We start from the raw sequence: 20,667 nt of genomic DNA on the forward strand, positions 1-20,667 counted from the left end.
CTTTTTCTGGCACGCCGCTTGCTCTCTTTTATCACAGTGGAATGTGTTTTAGAGGTCAGGATGAAGAGACATTATATTTTCGCCAGCCACGGCACGCTGGCCAGCGGGGTTTTAAACTCCGTGGAGCTGATTTTAGGCAAACGGTCAAATGTCTGGACGCTGTGCGCTTACGTTGAAGAGAGCGTGGATTTAAGCCAGCAGGTAGATATGCTAATTGCCCGGATCCCGCCGGAAGATGAAATTATTGCGCTGACCGATATTTTTGCCGGCAGCGTGAATAATGAATTTGTCCGTTATTTATCACGGGAAAATTTTCATCTGCTGGCAGGGATTAACCTGCCGCTGGTTATCGATCTCTTTATGTCGGAAAACGATGGCAATACCACGCATACCATAATGACGGCGTTAGCGGATTCAAAAGAAAATATTCAGTACTGCAATCAAACTATCACCAGCGCCATGCAAAGCGATAAAGATTTTTAAGGGGAGGAAGCGTCATGATTGTTTTTTTACGGGTGGATCATCGTTTATTACATGGACAGGTCGCCTTTTCCTGGACGCAGTACGTTGGCGCCGACTGTATTTTAATTGCCAACGACAGCGTACCTAATGATGACCTGCGTAAAACCACCATTAAAATGGCGAAGCCGCCCGCGGTGAAGCTGGTTATTAAAAATATTGCCGATTCAATTGAAGCGATAAAAAGCGGCGTTACCGATAAATATAAACTTTTTATTGTTGTTGAATCCGTGGCGGATGCGTACCGGCTGGCGCGCGAATTACCCGACATTAAAAGTATTAATTTAGGCGGCACGAAGGTGCGTGAAGGGAGTCAGAATATTGCTAAAGCCATCAATCTGTTAGCGGATGAAATGACTCAACTTCGGGAGCTGGCGGCTGGCGGAGTAGAGATAGAAATTCGGCTGGTGCCTAACGATCGTAAACAACTTTTTGCCTGAGCGGATACCCTCCTGAGGACATATTATGGTAGAGGCGCTTTTACTTGGACTGGTGGCGTTTATCGCCCAGTCTGAATATGCATTAGGGACGTCGCTGATTTCCAGACCTATCGTGACCGGACTGTTAACCGGACTGGTGCTGGGCGACATGGAAACCGGAATTGTGATGGGCGCGACGCTGGAGTTGGCGTTTATCGGTTCCTTTTCGGTGGGCGCGTCGCTGCCGCCGGATGTGGTCACTGGCGGTATTTTAGGTGTGGCCTTTGCGATTAATTCCGGCGCCGGGGCGGAAACCGCGCTGTTATTAGGTTTGCCTATCGCGACACTGGCGTTAATTGTGAAAAATATCTATAACGGAATGTTTATTCCGTTGCTCTGTCATAAAGCCGATGCTTACGCTGAGGTAGGGGATACCCGGGGCATTGAGCGTATGCATTTAATCTCCGGCATTGGGCTGTCGCTGACGTTGGGGATTATCGTCACGGTCTCTTATTTAGCGGGCGTGAATATGGTTAAAGGTTTTCTGGATGCCATTCCAGAGTTTATTAAACATGGATTAAGCGTTGCCACCGGTATTATTCCCGCGCTGGGTTTTGCCATGCTGGCGCGCTTATTAATTAATAAAAAGGTCGCCCCCTATTTTTTCCTCGGTTTTGTCTTAATGGCATATTTAAAAATTCCGGTGACGGGGATTGCGATTCTTGGCGCGATCGTCGCCGTCGTGATGGTCAATATGCCGAAATTTGCGGCCTCGCAACCGGCACCTGCGCAAGGAGCGTCTCATGACGATGAAGATGATTTCTGATAAAGACCGCCAGCAGGCGGAAACCACTGGTCTGGTCACCGCGCGTGATTTACGCCGCGTCTTCTGGCGGTCATTCCAGATGGAGTTTTCCTGGAACTATGAACGGCAAATGAACCTGGCGTTCGTCTATACGCTCATTCCGGTATTAAAGAAACTGTATAGCCGAAAAGAAGATCTTGCCGAAGCGCTAAAACGCCATCTGGCTTTCTTTAATACCACGCCGCACATTGTGACGTTGATCCTCGGTATTACCGTGGCGATGGAGGAGAAAAATAGCCAGCAAAAAGAGATGGACGCCAGTTCTATCGATAACGTCAAAGCGTCGTTAATGGGGCCGCTGGCGGGTATTGGCGACTCTTTTTTCTGGGGAACATTGCGTCTTATCGCCACTGGCATCGGTACCAGTCTGGCGCTGAAAGGCAATATTCTGGGGCCGATTTTATTTCTGCTGGTGTTTAACGTACCGCATATTCTGGCCCGATGGTTCTTTACCCGCTGGGGCTATGTGCTGGGAACCGGCGTACTGCAACGTATTCAGCAAAGCGGAATGATGGAAAGCCTAACCTATGGCGCCTCGATTATCGGTCTGATGGTGGTTGGCGCGATGACGGCCTCCATGATTGATATCACCATTCCCATTACGTTTGGTACGGGAGAGGCGAAAACCCATGTTCAGGACATTATTAACGACATCATGCCTTGTCTGCTGCCGTTAATTAGCTTCGCCATTGTGTACTGGCTGTTAGGGAAAAAAGTGAAACCGTTAACCATCATTGGCGGTATTGCGCTGGTGGGAATTTTCGGTTCCTGGATAGGGTTATTTTAAGAGGGATACACAATGTCACCAACCATGCTGACCTATATTAACGAAGAGTCTGACGTCCTGGCGAATATTATTTTCCGCCATCGCCAGTCGCTGGAAGAAGTATCGCGGTTCGCCAGCCAAAAAACGTTACGACGAATCCTGATATTAGCCACCGGATCGTCATTGAATGCCGCCTTTTGCGCCCGTTATTTCTTTGAGCGCTGCGGTATCTCTATCGATATTAAAGAGCCGTACACCTTTAGTCAGTATGAGAATAGCGATCCGCAAGCCGATATGGTTATTGCTATTTCCCAGAGCGGGAAAAGCGCTTCTACCCTGGAGGCGATGCGTAAAGTTCAGGCGCAGGGACGTCCGGTATTCGCTCTGACCGCCGATCCGCAAAGCCCTCTTGGCAAGGCCAGCGATTATCCACTGGATATTCTGACCGGGATTGAGTCCGTCGGCTTTGTTACCCGTGGATTTAGCGCGACGGTACTGAATCTGTTGCTTATCGCGTTGTTAATTGCCCGTCAGCAGCAGCGACTGACGGAATCGCAGGTCGAGGAGTATGTGGCGCAGCTTCAACGCATCGCGGCAACCCTGCCGTTGGTTATCGTGCGTACGGAAGCGTTTATTCACCAGCACCAGTCCGTTTTACGAAACGGGACGCGTTTTGTGGCGATAGGCTACGGCGCGCTGGTTGGGGTGGCAAAAGAGTTGGAAACTAAATTTACCGAGACGGTGCGTGTTCCCTCAAGCGGGTTTGAGCTGGAAGCCTATATGCACGGCCCGTATCTGGAAGCCAATGCGGAACATGTGATGTTCTTCTTTGAGGACCGGCCCGACGCGCGCTCCAGGGCGCTACGGGAGTATATGACGCCTGCGGTCGCCAAAACCTTTACTCTCACGCTGGCGAAGGCGGCGCAGGATGACCAGACGCTTGCGCTGGATGTAGCGGTTGATCACCATTTCTCGCCATTGCTGTTGATTGTGCCGGTACAACTCATGGCGTTTCATATCGCCTCACTGAAAGGCATCGACCTTTCGGTACGCATTTTTGACGATTTCGATCGCGTTTTAAAAAGTAAAATCTGAACAATCAGGAGAAAAATATGTTGGGTTTTAATCAGGACGAGTACCTGACGAGTGCTCGTGAGATCATCGCTGCGCGCCAGAAGGCAGAACAGGTTGCTGACGAGATTTATCAGGACGGGTTCAGTTCTTTATTTTTCGCCTCTGTTGGCGGTTCACTGGCGCCAATGATGGCAATTAATGAATTTGCCAAAGAATTAACAACGTTGCCGGTTTATGTTGAGCAGGCGGCAGAATTAATTCATAAAGGAAATAAGCGGCTGAATAAAGACTCTGTGGTTGTTACGCTGTCTAAATCCGGTGATACCAAAGAATCGGTGGCGATCGCCGAGTGGTGTAAAGTGCAGGGAATACGCGTAGTCGCCATTACCAAAAATGCGGACTCTCCGCTGGCGCAGGCGGCGACATGGCATATTCCGATGCGTCACAAAAATGGCGTGGAATATGAATATATGCTGCTGTACTGGCTGTTTTTCCGCGTGCTGTCGCGCAATAACGAATTCGCCAGTTACGATCGCTTCGCCAGCCAACTGGAAATTCTGCCGGCGAATCTGCTGAAAGCGAAACAAAAATTTGATCCGCAGGCTGATGCTATCGCCAGCCGTTATCATAACAGCGATTATATGATGTGGGTCGGCGGCGCGGAGATGTGGGGCGAGGTCTATCTGTTCTCCATGTGTATCCTGGAAGAGATGCAGTGGAAGCGCACGCGCCCCGTCAGCTCTGCGGAATTTTTCCACGGCGCTCTGGAGCTGCTGGAAAAAGAGGTGCCGCTCATTCTGGTGAAAGGGGAAGGGAAATGCCGCGCGCTGGATGAACGCGTTGAGCGCTTCGCCAGTAAGATTACCGATAACCTGGTGGTGATTGATCCGAAAGCGTATGCGCTGGACGGCATTGATGATGAGTTCCGCTGGATCATGGCGCCCTGCGTCGTCTCGACACTGCTGGTTGATCGGCTGGCGGCGCACTTCGAGAAATATACCGGCCACAGTCTGGATATTCGTCGTTACTACCGTCAGTTCGATTATTAACAGAAAGGGGCGTGTAGCATATACAGTGCCTGATGGCGCTTCGCTTATCAGGCCTGTGCGCCAGTTTATTGATAAAGATGATGTGTAGGCCGGGTAAGGCGCAGCCGCCACCCGGCATATATGACATTCTCTTTTAACCCTCAACATTCACCACTTTGATCTCCACCATGCCAATCCCCAATTTGCGCGGCGAATGGCCCAAAATATTACCTTCGTTGGTGGAGACGGGAGCGGGCGGCGCAATGACTAAGGTATTCGCGTCCGTCGGGTTGTTGAAATGCAGCGTGATAGTGGACACATCGTGACCCAGCACCAGCGTCTGTTCTTCGTTGCCTACACGTACCGGAATCGGCCGATTCGCGTTGTCGCCGAAGGCTTTGGCGGTGATCACCAGATCAAACTTTTTCGGCAGCGGCGCTTTATATTCGATTTTAACCTCATCGCCCAACTGCGCATTTGACCAGCGCCCCCAGGACTCCGGCCGGGAAATGCCGCTAAACTGCTTCACCTCCTCCGGCGCGCCCGCGACATTAAAGATAAAGCTATCGGCTTTATAACGAATATCGTTATCGACAATCTTTAAGGTATCGACGTTGCCTTTGTAGCGTTCCATATCGATCATCGTGTCTTTAAACGCCGTCTTACCCTGCCACTGCGCTTTATCGACATGCTGTACGGTTTGCTGCCCGCCAAGCTGCCCCTGCGAGACGCACCAGTCGGTGGAGAGCGCCAGCGCCGGCGCCCATAGCTGCGCCATTTTGTAGCAGCGATCGATCCAAACGAAATTATCGCGCGGGGCGAAGTCGGCCAACTGGAACCGTAGCGGAGCGGAGTATTCACTTTCCGGTAACGGCTCGACGCGCTTATCCGATACGCGCAGTAGTAACGGCAGGCGGAAGTGGCTCCCGGAAAACGCGATCATGTTTTTGTCCCGATCGACGGTAAAATCTTTTATCTCTTTCGGGAAATTCCACAGGCGAATGATATCCGGCTTCATCGCCAGCACTTTCTCTTTTACATTCAGGAACACTTCCGACAGCGACTGCCCGGAAAGGCTGCTACGTCCCAGACCGATAAAATTATCGCCGCCGAGAATATCCAGCACCGTTGCGCCGTTGTCCATCGTGTTGCGTTTGACCGCCAGCGTCTCCTGCTGCGGTTTATCGCCGCGCAGAATGAAAAACAGATTGTTGCGATCTTGCTTATTCAGGTATTTCCAGGCCGTATTGTTCATCGCCAGATGGTCGGAAGAGACGACGATAACGGTATCTTTAAACCACGGTGACGCTTTGATTTTGTTGATAAACTCGGCGATGTTTTCCTGGCTGCAACTTACGGCGCTAAAGGACTGGTTGGGCTTGCCGTCGTAATCGTAGCGTTTACGGTTGCAGGTGCGTGAGATAAACCCGTCCGGGTGGTGAGTATCTACGGTCAGCGTAAACAGCGAAAACCGCTGGCCTGAGCGGGAAAGCGCTTCAAATTTCTTCCATGCCTCATCAAGCACCGTATCGTCGTAGAAGCCCCAGTCGTTACGATAAGACGGGTCCGCCACCACCGTTTTTAGCTCTTCAGCGCCATACAGATGATCAAATCCGTGTGATTTCAGGAATACGTCTTTCCCGGCAAAACGCAGGTTAGCGCCCTGCACGAAATAGTTCTGGTAGCCGGAGTTTTTCAGAATATCGCCGAGGCAGATATTCTGCGGGAAGAAGCTAGAAACCGACGCTGAGGCATTGCCCTCAAACGGCGCAAACAGCGGAATACCGCACTGGGAAGCCACCATCCCGGCGATGGTGTAATCCGTTCCCGGCAGTTGCATGGTATGGCTGAAATCCAGCCCTTCATTTTTCAGCGCGCCCAACTCTGGCGTGAGATTGGGGAAAGCGTCATTATCAAAATAGGTCCGTTCCAGGCTCTCGCCGTAGATATAGACCAGATTGAGCTTCGGATTAGGAATGGTTTTTGCTGGTTCTTTATAATAAACGGCAAAATCCGGATCGCCATCGCGCATTTGTGATTTTACCAGTTCGGTGATCTGGCGAAACGCCGGGCTGGCGTCGACAGAACCCAACGCCAGCAGTAACGCCAGCAGGCTGTAACCGACATGATGCGGATGGTGACGGCGGCGGCGTAGTACCCATCCCAGCGCGCCGAATACCGCCACTAACGCCAGGGCAATGCCGATTCCCGGCAGAATATATTTGCCGACTCCCGCTCCCGTCAGACTATTCGTGAGCGTATAAAGCACTGCGTCGTTGATCCCGTCGCCGGTAAAATAGTCGCTGGCATACAGGGTAATATTCAGAATGACAAAAAGTCCCAGCACCGTGAGAGTGGCGGCAAACCACCAGGTGTTACGGCCCGCCTTCCAGGCATATATCAGCACAGAGGCGAGAAACAGAGCGACAGAGAGCAACTCGGACAACTGACGATCCTCAATAAACCAGGCTTATCGCTGGCAGGAAAAAATTTCTAACAATGTAATAACGATGTCACATTGCTGCAATTCTAATGACTTTACACGGCGCTATTATTTAGAATGAGTTTAGAAAGTTGTTTTTTTGATCGGCATCACTTCCTGACATAGCGGTTAATAACAGGAAAAGACGAAAGGAAAAGTCGGGTTAATGCCGTGCTGGCGGGTAAAGGGCCAAAACACGGCTTTTAACAGGGCGTCCCGGCGTGGCGCACGGTCAGAAAAGCGCAGTCAGGAGAGGAAATTCAGCCCTTGCTGCAACACCAGATCGCAAGCTTTGGTTTTCACCTTTTCCGCCAGCGGCGTACTGCCGATATTATTGAGGTTCAACTGCTGGCCGTCCTTCGTCTTGAGCAACCCTTGCAGGCCGTTCAGGTAGTTAGTGTCCTGCTCCTGCTGTGTAGTATCCAACCCCAACTTGTTCAGAATCTGATTTTTAACGTTTTCCACGTTGGTAGCGGACGCCAGCTTCTGTTTGGCGCAGTACTGCAAAATACCGGCGGCATTATTCATATTATCGGCGCTGAGCGACTGGGCGCCGTTGCTGAGCAGACCGGTTAGCGCCGAAAGCGACATCCCGCCCTGCTGTGAGTTCGCGCCCTGAGCGCTTAACTGACTGGCGGCGCTGGAAAGCGAATCCTGCCAGGAGGCGGCGATACCGCTGGTGGAAATCAGTACGCAGGCGACTGCCGCGCAGCACAGAACATGTTTCGCTGTATTCATGGTAATCACCTGTGTTATGCCAGCCAGGCGTTGTATCGCCCTGGCGCACGTTGCAATTTAATACTCTTTACCCGTCACCCGGCTGCGGTAACTGTCCCAGGTAAAATTAACCCATAAACTGTTGCCGAGGCGCATACGGTCCATGACGCGTTCGCCAAGCATTTTCGTCATCTCTTCCATATTGCTGTTCGTCAACATGCCGGTGGGACGTTTTGACGAGGAACGACGATCGACAATTTGATTGATGATCACTTTTTCATAGCGGGATTCGGTCTGCACGCCGATCTCGTCGATCACCAGCAGATCAACGTTACTCAGATCGTTAAGCAACTGCTCTTCGCTGGTTTCCCGATTGCTGAACGTGTCTTTCATCGCTGACATAATATCCGCTACGGTGATAATCAGTACCGACTTTCCGCGCAGCAGCAGCTCGTTACAAATAGCTGCGGCGAGATGGTTTTTACCGGTTCCAGGCTTGCCAGAAAAGACAAAGCTGGCGATATTGCCGTCAAATTCATCAACGTACTGTCGGGCTTTGCTTAACGCGTTCATTTGTCCGTCGCACTCAACCCGATAGTTATCAAACGAACAGTTTTGATGCAGCGGTCGAATGCCGGAACGGTTAAAGGTGCGCTGCATTTTCATCGCCCGATTTTCCCGCGCCAGCGCCGCCGCCCGGATCTCGCCTTGCTCTTTCTGCCACGCCAGCAGTTCTTCGCCCGTTTTAAACGCCGGTGTAATATGCGCAGGCATCATTTTTTGTAGACGCTGCATCAGGTCGCCAACATTTTTCATCGTTACCCCCTAAAACCTGGTGGAATATGATTGTCAGGTTCGCTGACGCTATTGATGTCGCGCTGCGGCATTCCGCCATTGCTGGAACGGCTGATTTGCACGCTGCGCGCCAGCTTTTGCTGCCACTGGATATGGTGAAAAACCTTACCTTCCGCCTGCCAGTAGGCGATAAACGCCGCCAGCTCTTCTGCGGTGACCGGCTCCCGAAGCGCCACGCCCCAAAGGGCAGCCTGACGCTGAAAATCCGCATCCGGTTGCCAGGCTGGATACATGGCGAATTTTCCGCAGGGAATCGCAACGGGGGCGGCTTCGGGTTCTTCGTAAAATTGCGCGTCTAACGCCACATCGCTTCCCGGACGTGATAACTTTTCTTCAAGCGCCAGCAGTTCAGCCATGCGTGCAGGCGTCACGGCATAAAAGGCAGGCGCATTATTAGCGAATACCGCCACTGCGCCGCCCGTTGACTTCGCCAGCACAGCATGATGATCGTGTAAAAGGGCGTCAATACCGATGACGTCCGACGTTAAAATTCTGGAAGACATAATGTTTCTCAATATGGAACAACAACCGAGAAGGGCGACTGTTTTTATAGTACCACACAGACCTGTAAGAACAGCAGGAGGCGTTCCACCGATCACACGCGGGGGCGTTTGCGGTACAGCCATAATCCCGGTACAGAGAGGCCAATTGAGAGCGCGCCAACAATGGAAGAGGCTTTCAGAAAATTGGTTAGCAGCGTAATCATCATCGGTTCGCTATAGCCCAGATGGCTAATTTTTACTGCGGAAATCATCGCGGTATAGGCGGAAATCCCCGGAAACATCGGGATCACGGCCGCGACGGTAAACACTTTAGGGTGAGCGAGATACCAGCGTGACCACTGAATACCAATACTGCCGACCAGCAGCGAAGCCATAAACGTCGACCATTCGATATTAAAGCCAGCGCTCATCATCAGCATACGCGAGCCATGACCCAGCGCCCCCAGTAGCGCGCACCACGGAAGTGCCCGGTGGGGAACATTAAAGACCATCGCAAACCCGACGGCGGGGATCGCAGACAAGATCATGTCCTGCATTAGCGCCAGTAAAAAGTCGATTATACCCATCCTCGTAGCCCCCATACTGTCATTGACATCACTACGCCCACACAGGTGGCCAGTGTCAACAGGCTGGCGATAGCCCAGCGCGCCAGCCCGGTATTAATATGTCCTTTAAACATATCTGCGACGGAATTAATCAGCGGAAAGCCCGGCACCAGTAGCAGTACGCTCGCCGCCATGGCGATAGTGGGCGTCTGGCTAAAGGCGGGGAGGGTGAGCATCAGCCCGGAAATCGTGGTAGCAACAAAGGCGGTAATGCAAAAATTGATCTGCGGATGTAAATGCCGCTGCGCCAGCATCTGGCGAATATACATGGCTATCATACTGGCGAAAAAGGTGATAACCGCGCCATCCCAGCCGCCATTATTCAGCTTACAAAAGCAGGAGCAGGAAAGACCGACCATAAACGCCACCAGCCAGCGCGGATAACGCAGCGGGCGGAGCTGGCTAAAACGTTTTTCCACGCCTTTGTAATCCAGCAGACGATGTTCCGCGAGGATAACGATATGCTGAACCTCCGTGACGACGTGCATATTAATGCCGCGATCCTGGTTTTTACGTGTCGATGTCAGACATTGTCCGTCTTTAATGGTCGTCAGGACAATGGCGTTAGAGGAGATCGCGCTTTCGACGCTATCCATACCGAGCGCCAAACCGAGGCGGGTGGAAAGCTCATCAACCAGTGCGCTTTCCGCCCCGTGCTGCAATAAAAACAGCCCGCATTGAATACATAACCGTGTTACTGCTCGTTGAATTGATTGCTCTTCTTGCATGACTCGTCCTGTCCGAAAAGACATTTTATGCGCCGCCACTATGACAGAGGCTTCCTTTTTAACACGAAGCGCAGGCATGATGGCGTTGGTTAAGATCAATTTCTTGTTGATAAAAACGTCAACCGCCAGGCGCAACGCATAAGTTTCCTGAGACGTGCGCTTCGTCACAGGCAGGATATCCTTATGGGCGACGGTTCTCGTATGTCCGTTTCCAGAATAGAGACATTATGCCAGCCTGGCCGTTCATTTTTGAATCAATGATGTGGTGAATTTTATCAACGATATGCATTAATCGTTTTACAACAATGGCGTGAGCAGCAGGTGTAAAAATAGGCGTGACTTAGTGTAATTTGCAGATATTACATGGATTTTATGGGTGACAGTCAGTATTGTTGGGCTTTTATTTCAGGATTCAGCAATATGAATGAAGGACGAACTCATATTTTAAATTTATTAATATGATGAGTTTCGTTAGAATTACTAATGTGCAAATTTAGTTAATTTAATTGTCTTGCTTCTGGTTTTATGAGTAACTATGCGATAGTGATTTCATGTTTTTGTGCTATGTGGATTGTAGCGCAATCAATGTTATATTTTTAAAAATAAAACAAGGATAATTAATCCACTCGGCTTATATTTCTTTGCGCTCATTGTTAATAGTATTTTTATTAATGGGACAATGAAAAGGGGCGGCGTGGGTGCGGAGGAATTATGCTGCCAGGATGCTGCAAAAATGGACTTATTATCAGTAAAACCCCCCTTATACAGGAAGGCCTTAAAGGGGCTATAACAGGTAATTTCCCCGATTATAAACTGGCGTATTGCCGTACGATAGAAGAGCTAACGCTGCTACAACTACGTCGAAGTAATTTAGTTATTGCTGATTTAGCAGTTAACAATGCCTCTCCCCGTGCTATCTGCGAATATTTTTATAGCTTACTCTCGCAATATCGCGACATACATTGGGTATTTCTGGTTCCTAAATCCAGCTATCCACATGCGGTTGATCTCCTGATGGGCCCCGTCAGCACCTTGCTTTCAGACGAAGAGCCAATCGAGAATCTTATTAGCGTTATCCATGCGGGAAACGCTCGTTCAGAAAGAATAAGCAAAACGTTATTATCGCCTCAGGTACCGTCTGAAATTCAGCAGTCCCACGACAGGCCGATTGTCCTTACGCTGTCTGAACGAAAAGTATTACGCCTTTTAGGAAAAGGGTGGGGCATTAACCAAATTGCGGCATTGCTTAAAAAAAGTAATAAAACAATTAGCGCCCAAAAAAATAGCGCCATGCGACGCTTATCAATACACAGTAATGCAGAGATGTATGCATGGATAAACAGTTCTCAGGGAGCCAGAGAATTGAACCTACCTTCGGTATATGGAGAAACCATGGAATGGAAAACAGAATCAGCAAGAGAAATGTTGCGCTCGTAGAAAAATGCGTGATGAGCACCATTGGTATTAAAGGGCTATTTGATGCAATGCCGGATTGCCGACATACGCTTCATATTTTTTCAAAACCATCCGCGTTTTATAAGGCTGCGCTAAAGACGCCGTTTTCTGCCGTTATTTTTTCTCTTTCTGCGTTAAGAACTGAACGCCGGACAGGATTATCCAGCCTGACGGAACTGGCGATAAATTATCCCCATATGCGGCGTCTGGTGATTGCAGATGATGATGCTGAAGCCCGCTTAATCAGCGCGCTATCCCCGCTGCCGCTGGATGGGGTCATCAGCAAAGCGTCGCCGTTGGATGTTTTACAGGATGCCTTATTTACATCGCTTAATAGCGCCCGGCGGACAACGGAGCGTACAGATAATCTTTGGGAACTTCACCAGAATTGTATGCTTAGTCCAACCGAGCGGGAGATTCTGCGTTTTATGTCGAACGGCTACTCAATGCCGCAAATTGCCGTCCAGTTAGAACGTAACATTAAGACTATCCGGGCGCATAAGTTTAATGTGATGTCCAAGCTGGGCGTGAGTTCTGATGCCGGGTTACTCGATGCAGCGGATATTCTGTTATATCTGCGCGCCGGCGATGCTACCGCGCTCCAGCATCGGGTATAGCCCGCGCCGGATGCGCCGTGCTTGTTCGGGGAATCCGGGTGTCAGGCACGTTATTGGCACACGTCTACCCAGGTCGCCGATGTCAGTTCAGCCATTCTTTCCGGCGTGATGCGTACCGCGCTGTGCGTGGCGCCTGCGGCAGGCAATACTTCGTTATACCCCTTCAGAGAGATGTCGCAATAAACGGGCAGCGGGTGCTCCAGCCCAAAGGGACATACGCCGCCGACAGGATGTCCGGTTGCATTGACCACTTCATCGCTGCTCAACATACGGGCTTTTGCGCCGAAAGTGCTTTTAAGCTTCTTATTATCCAGGCGGGCATCGCCTTTAGCGACCACCAGGATAATAGTGTCTTTTACTTTAAGCGAGAGCGTTTTAGCTATCTGCCCTGGCTCTACATTGTGCGCTTTGGCTGCCAGTTCGACAGTCGCTGTACTTTGATTTAATTCGATAATTTCAATATCGGGAGCATGATCGGCCAGAAATTGCCGTACAGATTGCAGACTCATTCTTCTCTCCTGAGACCTTACCAATAGCCACGGTAGACCCAAAAATGGCAAAACGTAATTTGGCATACGGAGAGCGCCGCTGTAAATATAATAATGTGACAGGCCAGCAGCAGTAAGCCGTGACGATAACTGAAGGTAGCGTAAAGCGGTTTACTTTAGCGTGCAGTCGCCGCACTGCTGTACATCAGGTAAGCGGTAACGTTGACAGCAGGTTCTGCGTACCAGAAGACCGTCGCGCATTACGACGGTCCGCCACAGCGGGTTATCCTGACCGTCGGATAGCTGCTTTTCAAAAAAACAGCGCTGGCGTAGCGTTGCCAGCAGGGCTTCGCCAAGCAGCGGTTTCATCTCAGTCAGATACCAGTTGATTAAATAACCGGTATTGCTCCAGATAAGTTTCGCGTTGATGTCGCCAGTCGCCTCCAGCGCCTGAATGACCGGCTGTAGTGCGGAGACTACCAGCGTTTCCATTCGTTCTTCCGGGGAACGCCCCGTTGCCAGGTTATCCTGATGCACATCAAGCCAGAAACACGCGGCGCGCCCGGTTTCATGAAATTCAACGTGAATATGTTCTGCCGAGACATTGATAGCGCGCGCTTGCGTCAGTAATGCCAGCATCAGCGGCGGCGTCATCAGCCCGATATACCATTGCGCCCACAGGGAGAGTAACGGCTTATTTTCACGTGGCAGGCCTGGCGTGTGGCGATAGATGTGATCGGAATAGGCGGCCAGCAATGAACGAAACGTCGCGGGGCGCGTCCACTGGGCAAGAGTCATCGCCGTTGGCGGCGGCGTTTCATCCAGCCGAATGAAGTCCAACAGGTGCTCACGGGTAGAGGAGATCGTCTCGCGTACTGCGTCCGCCAGCGAGGCGTCTTCCGGCTGGGGAGCGGCTCGCCAGATAATATCGTCAGCAATCGGTGCGGAACGGTAGGCCATAGCGCAGTTTAATGATGTTAATCTAAATGATAATGATTGCTAATCCTATCGATAGCGATAAACGATGGCAAGCGGTTTATGGTTAACGCTGTTGGCGTAGCACGATTACGCCAGCAGGATTCATAGGGCGCGCATGTCGTCGCTGACCAGAATGTGGTTACGTCCAAGATGCTTGGCTTCGTAGAGCGCTTTATCCGCTTTTTCGATAGCGTCTCCGATATTGCGATCCGTCAGGGGCGCAATGCCGATACTGACAGTGACATTGGTGGCGACGCTTTCGTTAAACATATGCGGGATTTTAAGATCGTATACTTCCTGTCGGATACGTTCTGCGGTAGCGCGGGCTTGCTGTGGTTCTGCGGTGGTCAGCAACACCAGAAATTCTTCCCCGCCAAAACGGCAGACGACATCGCGCGATCGCACGGCGTCCCGAATTGCCGCTGAGACGCGAATTAACGCCTGATCGCCCATCATATGACCGTAGTGATCGTTATACGCTTTGAAATGATCGATATCCAATAGCAGAACGTAGTGCTCATGGCTGCCCGGCGCCTGTAACGTATCCAGCCGATTTTGCAGGCCACGGCGGTTATATAAGCCGGTTAATGGATCAAGCATACTCAGGCCATTGAGGGTTTCCCGCTCGGCCAGCAGCTTAAACATGAGCTGCTGGGCAAAGTTATCGTAGCGTTTCTGGATAACATGTTGAATAGCGATTCCTACCATTGGCAGGGCCAGCAAATAGAGAATTCGCAAACCTTGTTCATTACCGTTCAGCCACAGGCAGACCGCGACTGGCGGTAGCGAATAGAGCGTAAACGCGACGATATTCGCGGCAAAGGCTATCGAGCCGATAAACAGAACGCTAAGCAGGGAAATCAGTAAAAAAGAGAAATCATAATGGCCTAATGCCGGATACTTTAGCGCAATATGCGCCGCCCATATTCCCCCAAAGAGTAGGGAGATAAAGGGGAGATTAATTCTTTTTTGTCCATATTTCCCATGCCATATCAACAGTAATACGCTCAGGACCATTATCCCAATCATTGGCGTGCAAAATACATTGATTTGATAAAGGGGGAAAACGAGAGTAAATAGCGCCGACACGGCGTTGAGAAACAAGAAAAGACGTAAAGAAAACTGATACTTCTTAATACGAAGCGACCGCCAGGATGGTGTTGTCATGGGTAATTGTCGTTATTTATCGGTGATATACACGGAATCGGGCGCCAACATGAAAATAACGTATGAGAAAAGGTCGCCTAAAGCGAGGTGTTGTTGTTTTTACGTTAACAGTCGGACAATTTATCACCTTACTGAATACGTGTCATCAACCGTTAAGTAAAACTCATCTCTTTAGCTTCCTCCCTGGCTGACAAATGAGAAAATATATCATATGATATTGGTTATCATTATCAATTCCAGAGGTGAAACCATGTTGCAGCGAACGTTAGGCAGCGGATGGGGCGTATTATTGCCTGGAGTGATTATTGTTGGACTGGCGTTTATCGGCCTGTCAGCTTATGCGCTGAAGCTGTTGATTGTATCAGGATTGCTACTGTCTGCGCTGATGTTGTATCACAAACAATTACGGCATTTTGTACTGCTGCCATCGTGTATAGCGCTTATTGGCGGCATGATGTTGGCAATGATGAACTGGAATCAGGGATGAAAATGAAGAGACAAAGGAAGGATAAGATAATTGGTGCGAGGGGGGGGACTTGAACCCCCACGTCCGTAAGGACACTAACACCTGAAGCTAGCGCGTCTACCAATTCCGCCACCTTCGCACAGTTATCTTACTTTTTGATATCGCCTCGTTGGTGCGAGGGGGGGGACTTGAACCCCCACGTCCGTAAGAACACTAACACCTGAAGCTAGCGCGTCTACCAATTCCGCCACCTTCGCCCAGTGCGAGCAATATCAACGTGGTTTTGGTGCGAGGGGGGGGACTTGAACCCCCACGTCCGTAAGGACACTAACACCTGAAGCTAGCGCGTCTACCAATTCCGCCACCTTCGCATACCATCGATTCTTGAAAAGAATCACTACCACGGAGGCGCATTCTAGTGGTTTTCAGCTATTCGTCAATAGTTAATTGCATGGGATAGATTGATTGCTGCAAAAATGGGCGCGAGACGTAGGTTGGATAAGACGCCTGGCGTCGCCATCCGGCACATGCAACCAGATGGCGCTGCGCTTATCAGGCCAACTATTTCTTCGCCTGACGGGTCATCACGGTACGATAAACCTTAAAGCGCCCGGTTTGCGCGATGACTTCATGGAAGCCAAAAGTCTCATCCAGAATTTTAGGATAGGGCAGAAAGGCGTTCGCCACGATGCGTAACTCTCCGCCGCTGTTCAGATGGCGCACTGCGCCGCGAATGAGCGTTTGCGCCGCATCGAGGCTGGTTTGCATTCCGTCGTGGAACGGCGGGTTGGAGATGATCATGTCAAAACGTCCTTTGACTTCCGAAAAGACGTTGCTGGCGAATACCTCGCCTTCAAGGCCATTAGCGGCAAGCGTGGCGCGGCTGGCTTCCACCGCCGGAGCGCTGACGTCACACAGCGTCAGGCGCACTTTCGGCGAATGGCTGGCCAGCGCGGCGGAAAGCACGCCAGCGCCGCAGCCGACATCCAGCACTTTACCTTTGGTGTGCGGCGTCAGCGTAGACAGCAGCAGTTGGCTACCGACATCCAGTCCGTCGCGGCTGAATACGCCCGGCAACGTTTTGATAGTCAGCCCGTCGATGTTGTACTCGGCCCACCAGGATTCAAGACTAAACTGCGGCTGCTTTTCCAGACGACCATGGTAAAGGCCGCAACGTCGCGCGCTATCTACTTTGTTCAGCGGCGCATAGTCCGCCAGCATCGGTTCGGCGCTACGCACGCCGCTGCGGTTTTCCCCCACGACGAAAACATCGCTGCCCACCGGCATCAGCGACAAAATATTCATCAACTGGAACTGCGCTTCGGGTTTATTTTTCGGCCAGTAGTAGATCAGCGTATCGCAGTCAGCGACATCGCTGGCTTGCGCGACCAGGCTAAAACGGACGTTATCGCCCATCTGGCGGCTTAACGCCTGCCAGTGGTGAAACTGTTGCGTATACGCGCGGCTGGCGGCGCATTCAAAGCGCGCGGGCAGGTCATCCTGCAAATCTCCGGCAAAAAGAATACGGCTTTGTTCGAAATCATCACTGTGGCGCAGCAAGACTTCACTTGCCGGGGTAAAAGCAGACATGGAATGCTCCTTAATTCAGACTGGCGGCGATTATAGTAGTTTGATGGCGGAGATTCGACAGATTTGCTATATTTGCGCCCCTGATTACAGGAGCGTTTCGCTATGACATCCCGACGAGACTGGCAGTTACAGCAACTGGGTATTACGCAGTGGGCGCTGCGACGTCCTGGCGCGCTACAAGGCGAGATTGCGATTTCCCTTCCCGCGCACGTTCGTCTGATCGTGGTTGCAGAGGAATTACCCGCGCTGAACGAGCCGCTAATGCGCGATATTTTACGCGCGTTGACCGTGAGTCCCGATCAGGTTTTATCCCTGGCGCCTGAGCGCGTCGCCATGCTGCCGCAGGGCAGCCGTTGTAATAGCTGGCGGTTAGGAACTGACGCGCCGCTCCAACTCGAAGGCGCTCAGGTCACGACGCCGGCGTTTAATGAACTCCGGGCAAACCCGGCGGCACGCGCCGCACTATGGCAACAAATCTGCGAACATGAACACGATTTCTATCCTCAGCACGACCGATCTCCCCGCAGCCTGGCAGATTGAGCAACGCGCTCATGCGTTTCCGTGGAGCGAAAAAACGTTTTTCGGCAACCAGGGCGAACGGTATCTCAATCTTAAGCTGACCGCTGCTGACAGAATGGCCGCGTTTGCCATTACACAGGTGGTGCTGGACGAAGCGACGCTGTTCAATATTGCCGTCGATCCGGATTTTCAGCGTCGGGGGCTGGGGCGTATGCTGCTTGAGCATCTGATTGATGAACTGGAAAAACGCGGTGTTGTAACGCTATGGCTGGAGGTACGCGCCTCTAACGCTGCCGCCATCGCGCTGTATGAAAGTCTGGGGTTTAACGAGGCGACGATTCGCCGCAATTACTATCCCACGGCACAAGGGCATGAGGACGCCATCATCATGGCGTTACCGATAAGCATGTAATAAAAGAGGCAAGGTGTAATGATGAAGTGGGACTGGATTTTCTTTGATGCCGATGAAACGCTGTTTACGTTTGATTCTTTCACCGGTTTACAGCGGATGTTCCTTGACTATAGCGTCACCTTTACCGCTGAGGATTTCCAGGATTACCAGGCCGTGAATAAGCCGCTATGGGTGGATTATCAGAACGGCGCGATTACCTCATTACAATTGCAGCACGCGCGTTTTCAAAGTTGGGCTGAACGGCTAAACGTTGCGCCGGGGCTGCTGAATGACGCTTTTATTAGTGCGATGGCGGAGATCTGTTCTCCTTTGCCGGGCGCCGTTTCGCTACTTAATGCGATTCGCGGGCAGGCTAAAATCGGTATTATTACTAACGGTTTTACCGCGCTACAACAAACTCGTCTGGAGCGCACCGGGCTGCGCGAGTATTTCGATCTGCTGGTGATTTCCGAGCAGGTTGGCGTCGCGAAGCCCGATCCGAAAATCTTTAACTACGCCCTGGAGCAGGCGGGGAACCCTGACCGCTCGCGCGTATTAATGGTTGGCGATACCGCGGAATCCGATATTCTTGGCGGCATTAACGCCGGACTGTCGACCTGCTGGCTTAACGCGCATCATCGCGAGCAGCCCGCGGGTATTCATCCAACCTGGACTGTGGCGTCATTAAGCGAACTGGAGCAGCTCCTGTGTAAACACTGATTGCCTCCCCCAGGTTGATGGGTAAAATAGCCGCATTTTTCGTATTCAACATGCGTGGTCAAACGCCGCGCTTACTCAAGAAGATTTGACTATGACGTTGTCTCCTTATTTGCAAGAGGTGGCCAAACGCCGCACTTTTGCCATTATTTCTCACCCGGACGCCGGTAAAACCACCATTACCGAAAAAGTGTTGCTGTTCGGACAGGCGATTCAGACCGCCGGTACGGTAAAAGGCCGTGGCTCCAGCCAACATGCAAAATCTGACTGGATGGAGATGGAAAAACAGCGTGGTATCTCTATCACCACCTCGGTGATGCAGTTCCCGTATCACGACTGTCTGGTGAACCTGCTGGACACCCCGGGGCACGAAGACTTCTCCGAAGATACCTACCGTACCCTGACGGCGGTGGACTGCTGTCTGATGGTGATCGACGCCGCAAAAGGCGTTGAGGACAGGACTCGTAAGCTGATGGAAGTTACCCGTCTGCGTGATACGCCAATCCTGACCTTTATGAACAAACTCGACCGTGATATCCGCGACCCGATGGAGCTGCTGGATGAAGTCGAGAATGAGCTGAAAATCGGCTGCGCGCCGATCACCTGGCCGATTGGCTGCGGGAAGCTGTTTAAGGGCGTTTATCACCTTTATAAAGATGAAACTTATCTTTATCAGACCGGTAAGGGCCACACCATTCAGGAAGTGCGCATCGTTAAAGGGCTGAATAACCCGGATCTGGACGCCGCCGTCGGTGAAGACCTGGCGCAGCAGCTGCGCGACGAGCTGGAACTGGTGCAGGGCGCGTCTAACGAGTTTGATGAAGAGCTGTTCCTGGCAGGGGAAATTACCCCGGTATTTTTCGGTACCGCGCTGGGTAACTTTGGCGTTGACCATATGCTGGATGGTTTAGTGGCGTGGGCGCCCGCGCCGATGCCGCGTCAAACCGATACCCGCACAGTGGAAGCCTCGGAAGAGAAGTTCACCGGTTTTGTCTTTAAAATTCAGGCCAATATGGACCCGAAACACCGCGACCGCGTGGCGTTTATGCGCGTGGTTTCCGGTAAGTATGAGAAGGGCATGAAGCTACGCCAGGTCCGTACCGGCAAAGATGTGGTGATTTCCGACGCGTTAACTTTTATGGCGGGCGACCGTTCGCACGTTGAAGAAGCGTACCCGGGCGATATTTTGGGTCTGCATAACCACGGCACCATTCAGATTGGCGATACCTTCACTCAGGGCGAGATGATGAAGTTTACCGGTATCCCGAACTTTGCGCCGGAACTGTTCCGTCGTATTCGCCTGAAAGATCCGCTCAAGCAGAAGCAGCTACTGAAAGGGCTGGTGCAGCTTTCTGAAGAGGGGGCGGTGCAGGTATTCCGTCCCATCTCCAACAACGATCTGATTGTCGGCGCCGTGGGCGTTTTGCAGTTTGACGTTGTTGTCGCGCGCCTGAAAAGCGAATACAACGTTGAGGCGATTTATGAATCCGTCAACGTGGCGACGGCGCGCTGGGTGGAAAGCGCCGATGCGAAGAAATTCGAAGAGTTTAAGCGTAAGAATGAAACGCAGCTGGCGCTGGATGGCGGCGACAATCTCACCTATATCGCCCCCACGATGGTTAACCTGAACCTGACCCAGGAACGTTACCCTGACGTTCAGTTCCGTAAAACGCGCGAACACTGATCCCTTTCCGGGCGCGGCATCCGCCGCGCCTTCG

General features: G+C 51.5%; 23 protein-coding genes and 3 tRNA genes. 13 read left to right on the top strand and 13 right to left on the bottom strand.

What is annotated here, in order from left to right:
- Window positions 1-60 precede the first annotated feature (60 nt).
- From NA389_RS05605 to NA389_RS05630, 6 genes are read left to right on the top strand one after another with little or no spacing between them, the layout of a single operon-like run.
- On the top strand, window positions 61-483 hold the full coding sequence (locus tag NA389_RS05605; RefSeq protein ID WP_000820690.1) for a PTS sugar transporter subunit IIA: 423 nt from the start codon (window positions 61-63) through the stop codon (window positions 481-483).
- Between the two features lie 14 nt (window positions 484-497).
- Window positions 498-959: a PTS sugar transporter subunit IIB gene (locus NA389_RS05610; RefSeq protein ID WP_000634729.1), complete on the top strand. Its 462-nt coding sequence runs from the start codon at window positions 498-500 to the stop codon at window positions 957-959.
- A 25-nt stretch (window positions 960-984) separates the two neighbouring features.
- Window positions 985-1,764 carry a PTS mannose/fructose/sorbose/N-acetylgalactosamine transporter subunit IIC gene (locus NA389_RS05615; RefSeq protein ID WP_000228866.1) on the top strand — a complete coding sequence of 260 codons (780 nt, stop codon included), beginning with the start codon at window positions 985-987 and terminating at the stop codon, window positions 1,762-1,764.
- Window positions 1,742-2,590 (top strand): PTS system mannose/fructose/sorbose family transporter subunit IID, encoded by an 849-nt coding sequence (locus NA389_RS05620; RefSeq protein ID WP_000178065.1) that lies wholly within the window; start codon window positions 1,742-1,744, stop codon window positions 2,588-2,590. Before NA389_RS05615 ends, NA389_RS05620 begins: the two co-directional genes overlap by 23 nt.
- 12 nt (window positions 2,591-2,602) lie before the next feature.
- Window positions 2,603-3,664 carry an SIS domain-containing protein gene (locus NA389_RS05625; protein WP_000075414.1) on the top strand — a complete coding sequence of 354 codons (1,062 nt, stop codon included), beginning with the start codon at window positions 2,603-2,605 and terminating at the stop codon, window positions 3,662-3,664.
- A gap of 17 nt (window positions 3,665-3,681) precedes the next feature.
- Entirely contained in the window at window positions 3,682-4,692 is a 1,011-nt protein-coding gene (locus NA389_RS05630) for an SIS domain-containing protein (RefSeq protein ID WP_000900317.1), read from the top strand.
- Between the two features lie 133 nt (window positions 4,693-4,825).
- Here the strand turns inward: NA389_RS05630 and opgB are convergent, their stop codons facing one another.
- The 6 genes from opgB to NA389_RS05660 form a co-directional block, all read right to left on the bottom strand.
- On the bottom strand, window positions 4,826-7,117 hold the full coding sequence (opgB, locus tag NA389_RS05635) for a phosphatidylglycerol--membrane-oligosaccharide glycerophosphotransferase (RefSeq protein ID WP_001292725.1): 2,292 nt from the start codon (window positions 7,115-7,117) through the stop codon (window positions 4,826-4,828).
- Window positions 7,118-7,399: 282 nt separating this feature from the next.
- Window positions 7,400-7,891 (bottom strand): DUF2501 domain-containing protein, encoded by a 492-nt coding sequence (locus tag NA389_RS05640; protein WP_001090317.1) that lies wholly within the window; start codon window positions 7,889-7,891, stop codon window positions 7,400-7,402.
- A gap of 57 nt (window positions 7,892-7,948) precedes the next feature.
- Window positions 7,949-8,686: a DNA replication protein DnaC gene (dnaC, locus tag NA389_RS05645; protein WP_000799924.1), complete on the bottom strand. Its 738-nt coding sequence runs from the start codon at window positions 8,684-8,686 to the stop codon at window positions 7,949-7,951.
- 2 nt (window positions 8,687-8,688) lie between these two features.
- Window positions 8,689-9,228, bottom strand: coding sequence for a primosomal protein DnaT (gene dnaT / locus NA389_RS05650; RefSeq protein ID WP_000098573.1), 540 nt, complete (start codon window positions 9,226-9,228; stop codon window positions 8,689-8,691).
- Between the two features lie 92 nt (window positions 9,229-9,320).
- Complete coding sequence (locus NA389_RS05655; protein WP_000511329.1) at window positions 9,321-9,794, bottom strand: threonine/serine exporter; 474 nt, start codon at window positions 9,792-9,794, stop codon at window positions 9,321-9,323.
- A complete protein-coding gene (locus tag NA389_RS05660; RefSeq protein ID WP_001674846.1) occupies window positions 9,785-10,561 on the bottom strand; it encodes a threonine/serine ThrE exporter family protein in 777 nt (258 codons plus the stop codon). The genes NA389_RS05655 and NA389_RS05660 overlap by 10 nt, the downstream gene beginning before the upstream one ends.
- Before the next feature lie 711 nt (window positions 10,562-11,272).
- On the opposite strand from NA389_RS05660, the gene NA389_RS05665 reads away from it, so the two are divergent.
- Both NA389_RS05665 and bglJ read left to right on the top strand, forming a co-directional pair.
- A complete protein-coding gene (locus NA389_RS05665; RefSeq protein WP_000936659.1) occupies window positions 11,273-11,998 on the top strand; it encodes a response regulator transcription factor in 726 nt (241 codons plus the stop codon).
- The gene (gene bglJ, locus NA389_RS05670; protein WP_000431546.1) at window positions 11,959-12,633 is read left to right on the top strand and encodes a DNA-binding transcriptional activator BglJ; all 675 of its coding nucleotides are present in this window, start codon (window positions 11,959-11,961) and stop codon (window positions 12,631-12,633) included. Before NA389_RS05665 ends, bglJ begins: the two co-directional genes overlap by 40 nt.
- 50 nt (window positions 12,634-12,683) lie before the next feature.
- Here bglJ and NA389_RS05675 read toward each other — a convergent pair whose 3' ends face one another.
- The 3 genes from NA389_RS05675 to NA389_RS05685 form a co-directional block, all read right to left on the bottom strand.
- On the bottom strand, window positions 12,684-13,142 hold the full coding sequence (locus NA389_RS05675; protein WP_000058271.1) for a YbaK/EbsC family protein: 459 nt from the start codon (window positions 13,140-13,142) through the stop codon (window positions 12,684-12,686).
- 150 nt (window positions 13,143-13,292) lie between these two features.
- Window positions 13,293-14,081, bottom strand: a complete 789-nt coding sequence (fhuF, locus tag NA389_RS05680) for a siderophore-iron reductase FhuF (RefSeq protein ID WP_000331546.1) — start codon at window positions 14,079-14,081, stop codon at window positions 13,293-13,295.
- 120 nt (window positions 14,082-14,201) lie between these two features.
- Window positions 14,202-15,266: a GGDEF domain-containing protein gene (locus NA389_RS05685; protein ID WP_000211204.1), complete on the bottom strand. Its 1,065-nt coding sequence runs from the start codon at window positions 15,264-15,266 to the stop codon at window positions 14,202-14,204.
- Window positions 15,267-15,516: 250 nt separating this feature from the next.
- Here NA389_RS05685 and NA389_RS05690 point away from each other — a divergent pair, with 250 nt between their 5' ends.
- Window positions 15,517-15,753, top strand: a complete 237-nt coding sequence (locus NA389_RS05690; RefSeq protein WP_000941878.1) for a DUF1435 domain-containing protein — start codon at window positions 15,517-15,519, stop codon at window positions 15,751-15,753.
- Window positions 15,754-15,784: 31 nt separating this feature from the next.
- On the opposite strand, the gene NA389_RS05695 is transcribed toward NA389_RS05690, so the two are convergent.
- The 4 genes from NA389_RS05695 to rsmC form a co-directional block, all read right to left on the bottom strand.
- A tRNA-Leu gene (locus NA389_RS05695) sits at window positions 15,785-15,871 on the bottom strand.
- A 31-nt stretch (window positions 15,872-15,902) separates the two neighbouring features.
- Window positions 15,903-15,989 (bottom strand) — tRNA-Leu (locus NA389_RS05700).
- A gap of 27 nt (window positions 15,990-16,016) precedes the next feature.
- Window positions 16,017-16,103: transfer RNA gene (locus tag NA389_RS05705), tRNA-Leu, on the bottom strand.
- A gap of 190 nt (window positions 16,104-16,293) precedes the next feature.
- Entirely contained in the window at window positions 16,294-17,322 is a 1,029-nt protein-coding gene (gene rsmC, locus NA389_RS05710) for a 16S rRNA (guanine(1207)-N(2))-methyltransferase RsmC (RefSeq protein ID WP_001272293.1), read from the bottom strand.
- Between the two features lie 102 nt (window positions 17,323-17,424).
- Here rsmC and NA389_RS05715 point away from each other — a divergent pair, with 102 nt between their 5' ends.
- The 4 genes from NA389_RS05715 to prfC all read left to right on the top strand — a co-directional run bounded on the left by NA389_RS05715 (window position 17,425) and on the right by prfC (window position 20,633).
- Window positions 17,425-17,862: a DNA polymerase III subunit psi gene (locus NA389_RS05715; RefSeq protein WP_000204003.1), complete on the top strand. Its 438-nt coding sequence runs from the start codon at window positions 17,425-17,427 to the stop codon at window positions 17,860-17,862.
- On the top strand, window positions 17,807-18,253 hold the full coding sequence (rimI, locus tag NA389_RS05720; RefSeq protein WP_001092434.1) for a ribosomal protein S18-alanine N-acetyltransferase: 447 nt from the start codon (window positions 17,807-17,809) through the stop codon (window positions 18,251-18,253). The genes NA389_RS05715 and rimI overlap by 56 nt, the downstream gene beginning before the upstream one ends.
- 21 nt (window positions 18,254-18,274) lie before the next feature.
- Window positions 18,275-18,952, top strand: a complete 678-nt coding sequence (gene yjjG, locus NA389_RS05725) for a pyrimidine 5'-nucleotidase (RefSeq protein ID WP_000870686.1) — start codon at window positions 18,275-18,277, stop codon at window positions 18,950-18,952.
- Window positions 18,953-19,043: 91 nt separating this feature from the next.
- Window positions 19,044-20,633: a peptide chain release factor 3 gene (gene prfC / locus NA389_RS05730; protein WP_000175965.1), complete on the top strand. Its 1,590-nt coding sequence runs from the start codon at window positions 19,044-19,046 to the stop codon at window positions 20,631-20,633.
- The last annotated feature ends 34 nt before the right edge of the window (window positions 20,634-20,667 follow it).

It is taken from the genome of Salmonella sp. NW645, from assembly GCF_051703725.1.
GTDB lineage: Bacteria > Pseudomonadota > Gammaproteobacteria > Enterobacterales > Enterobacteriaceae > Salmonella > Salmonella enterica.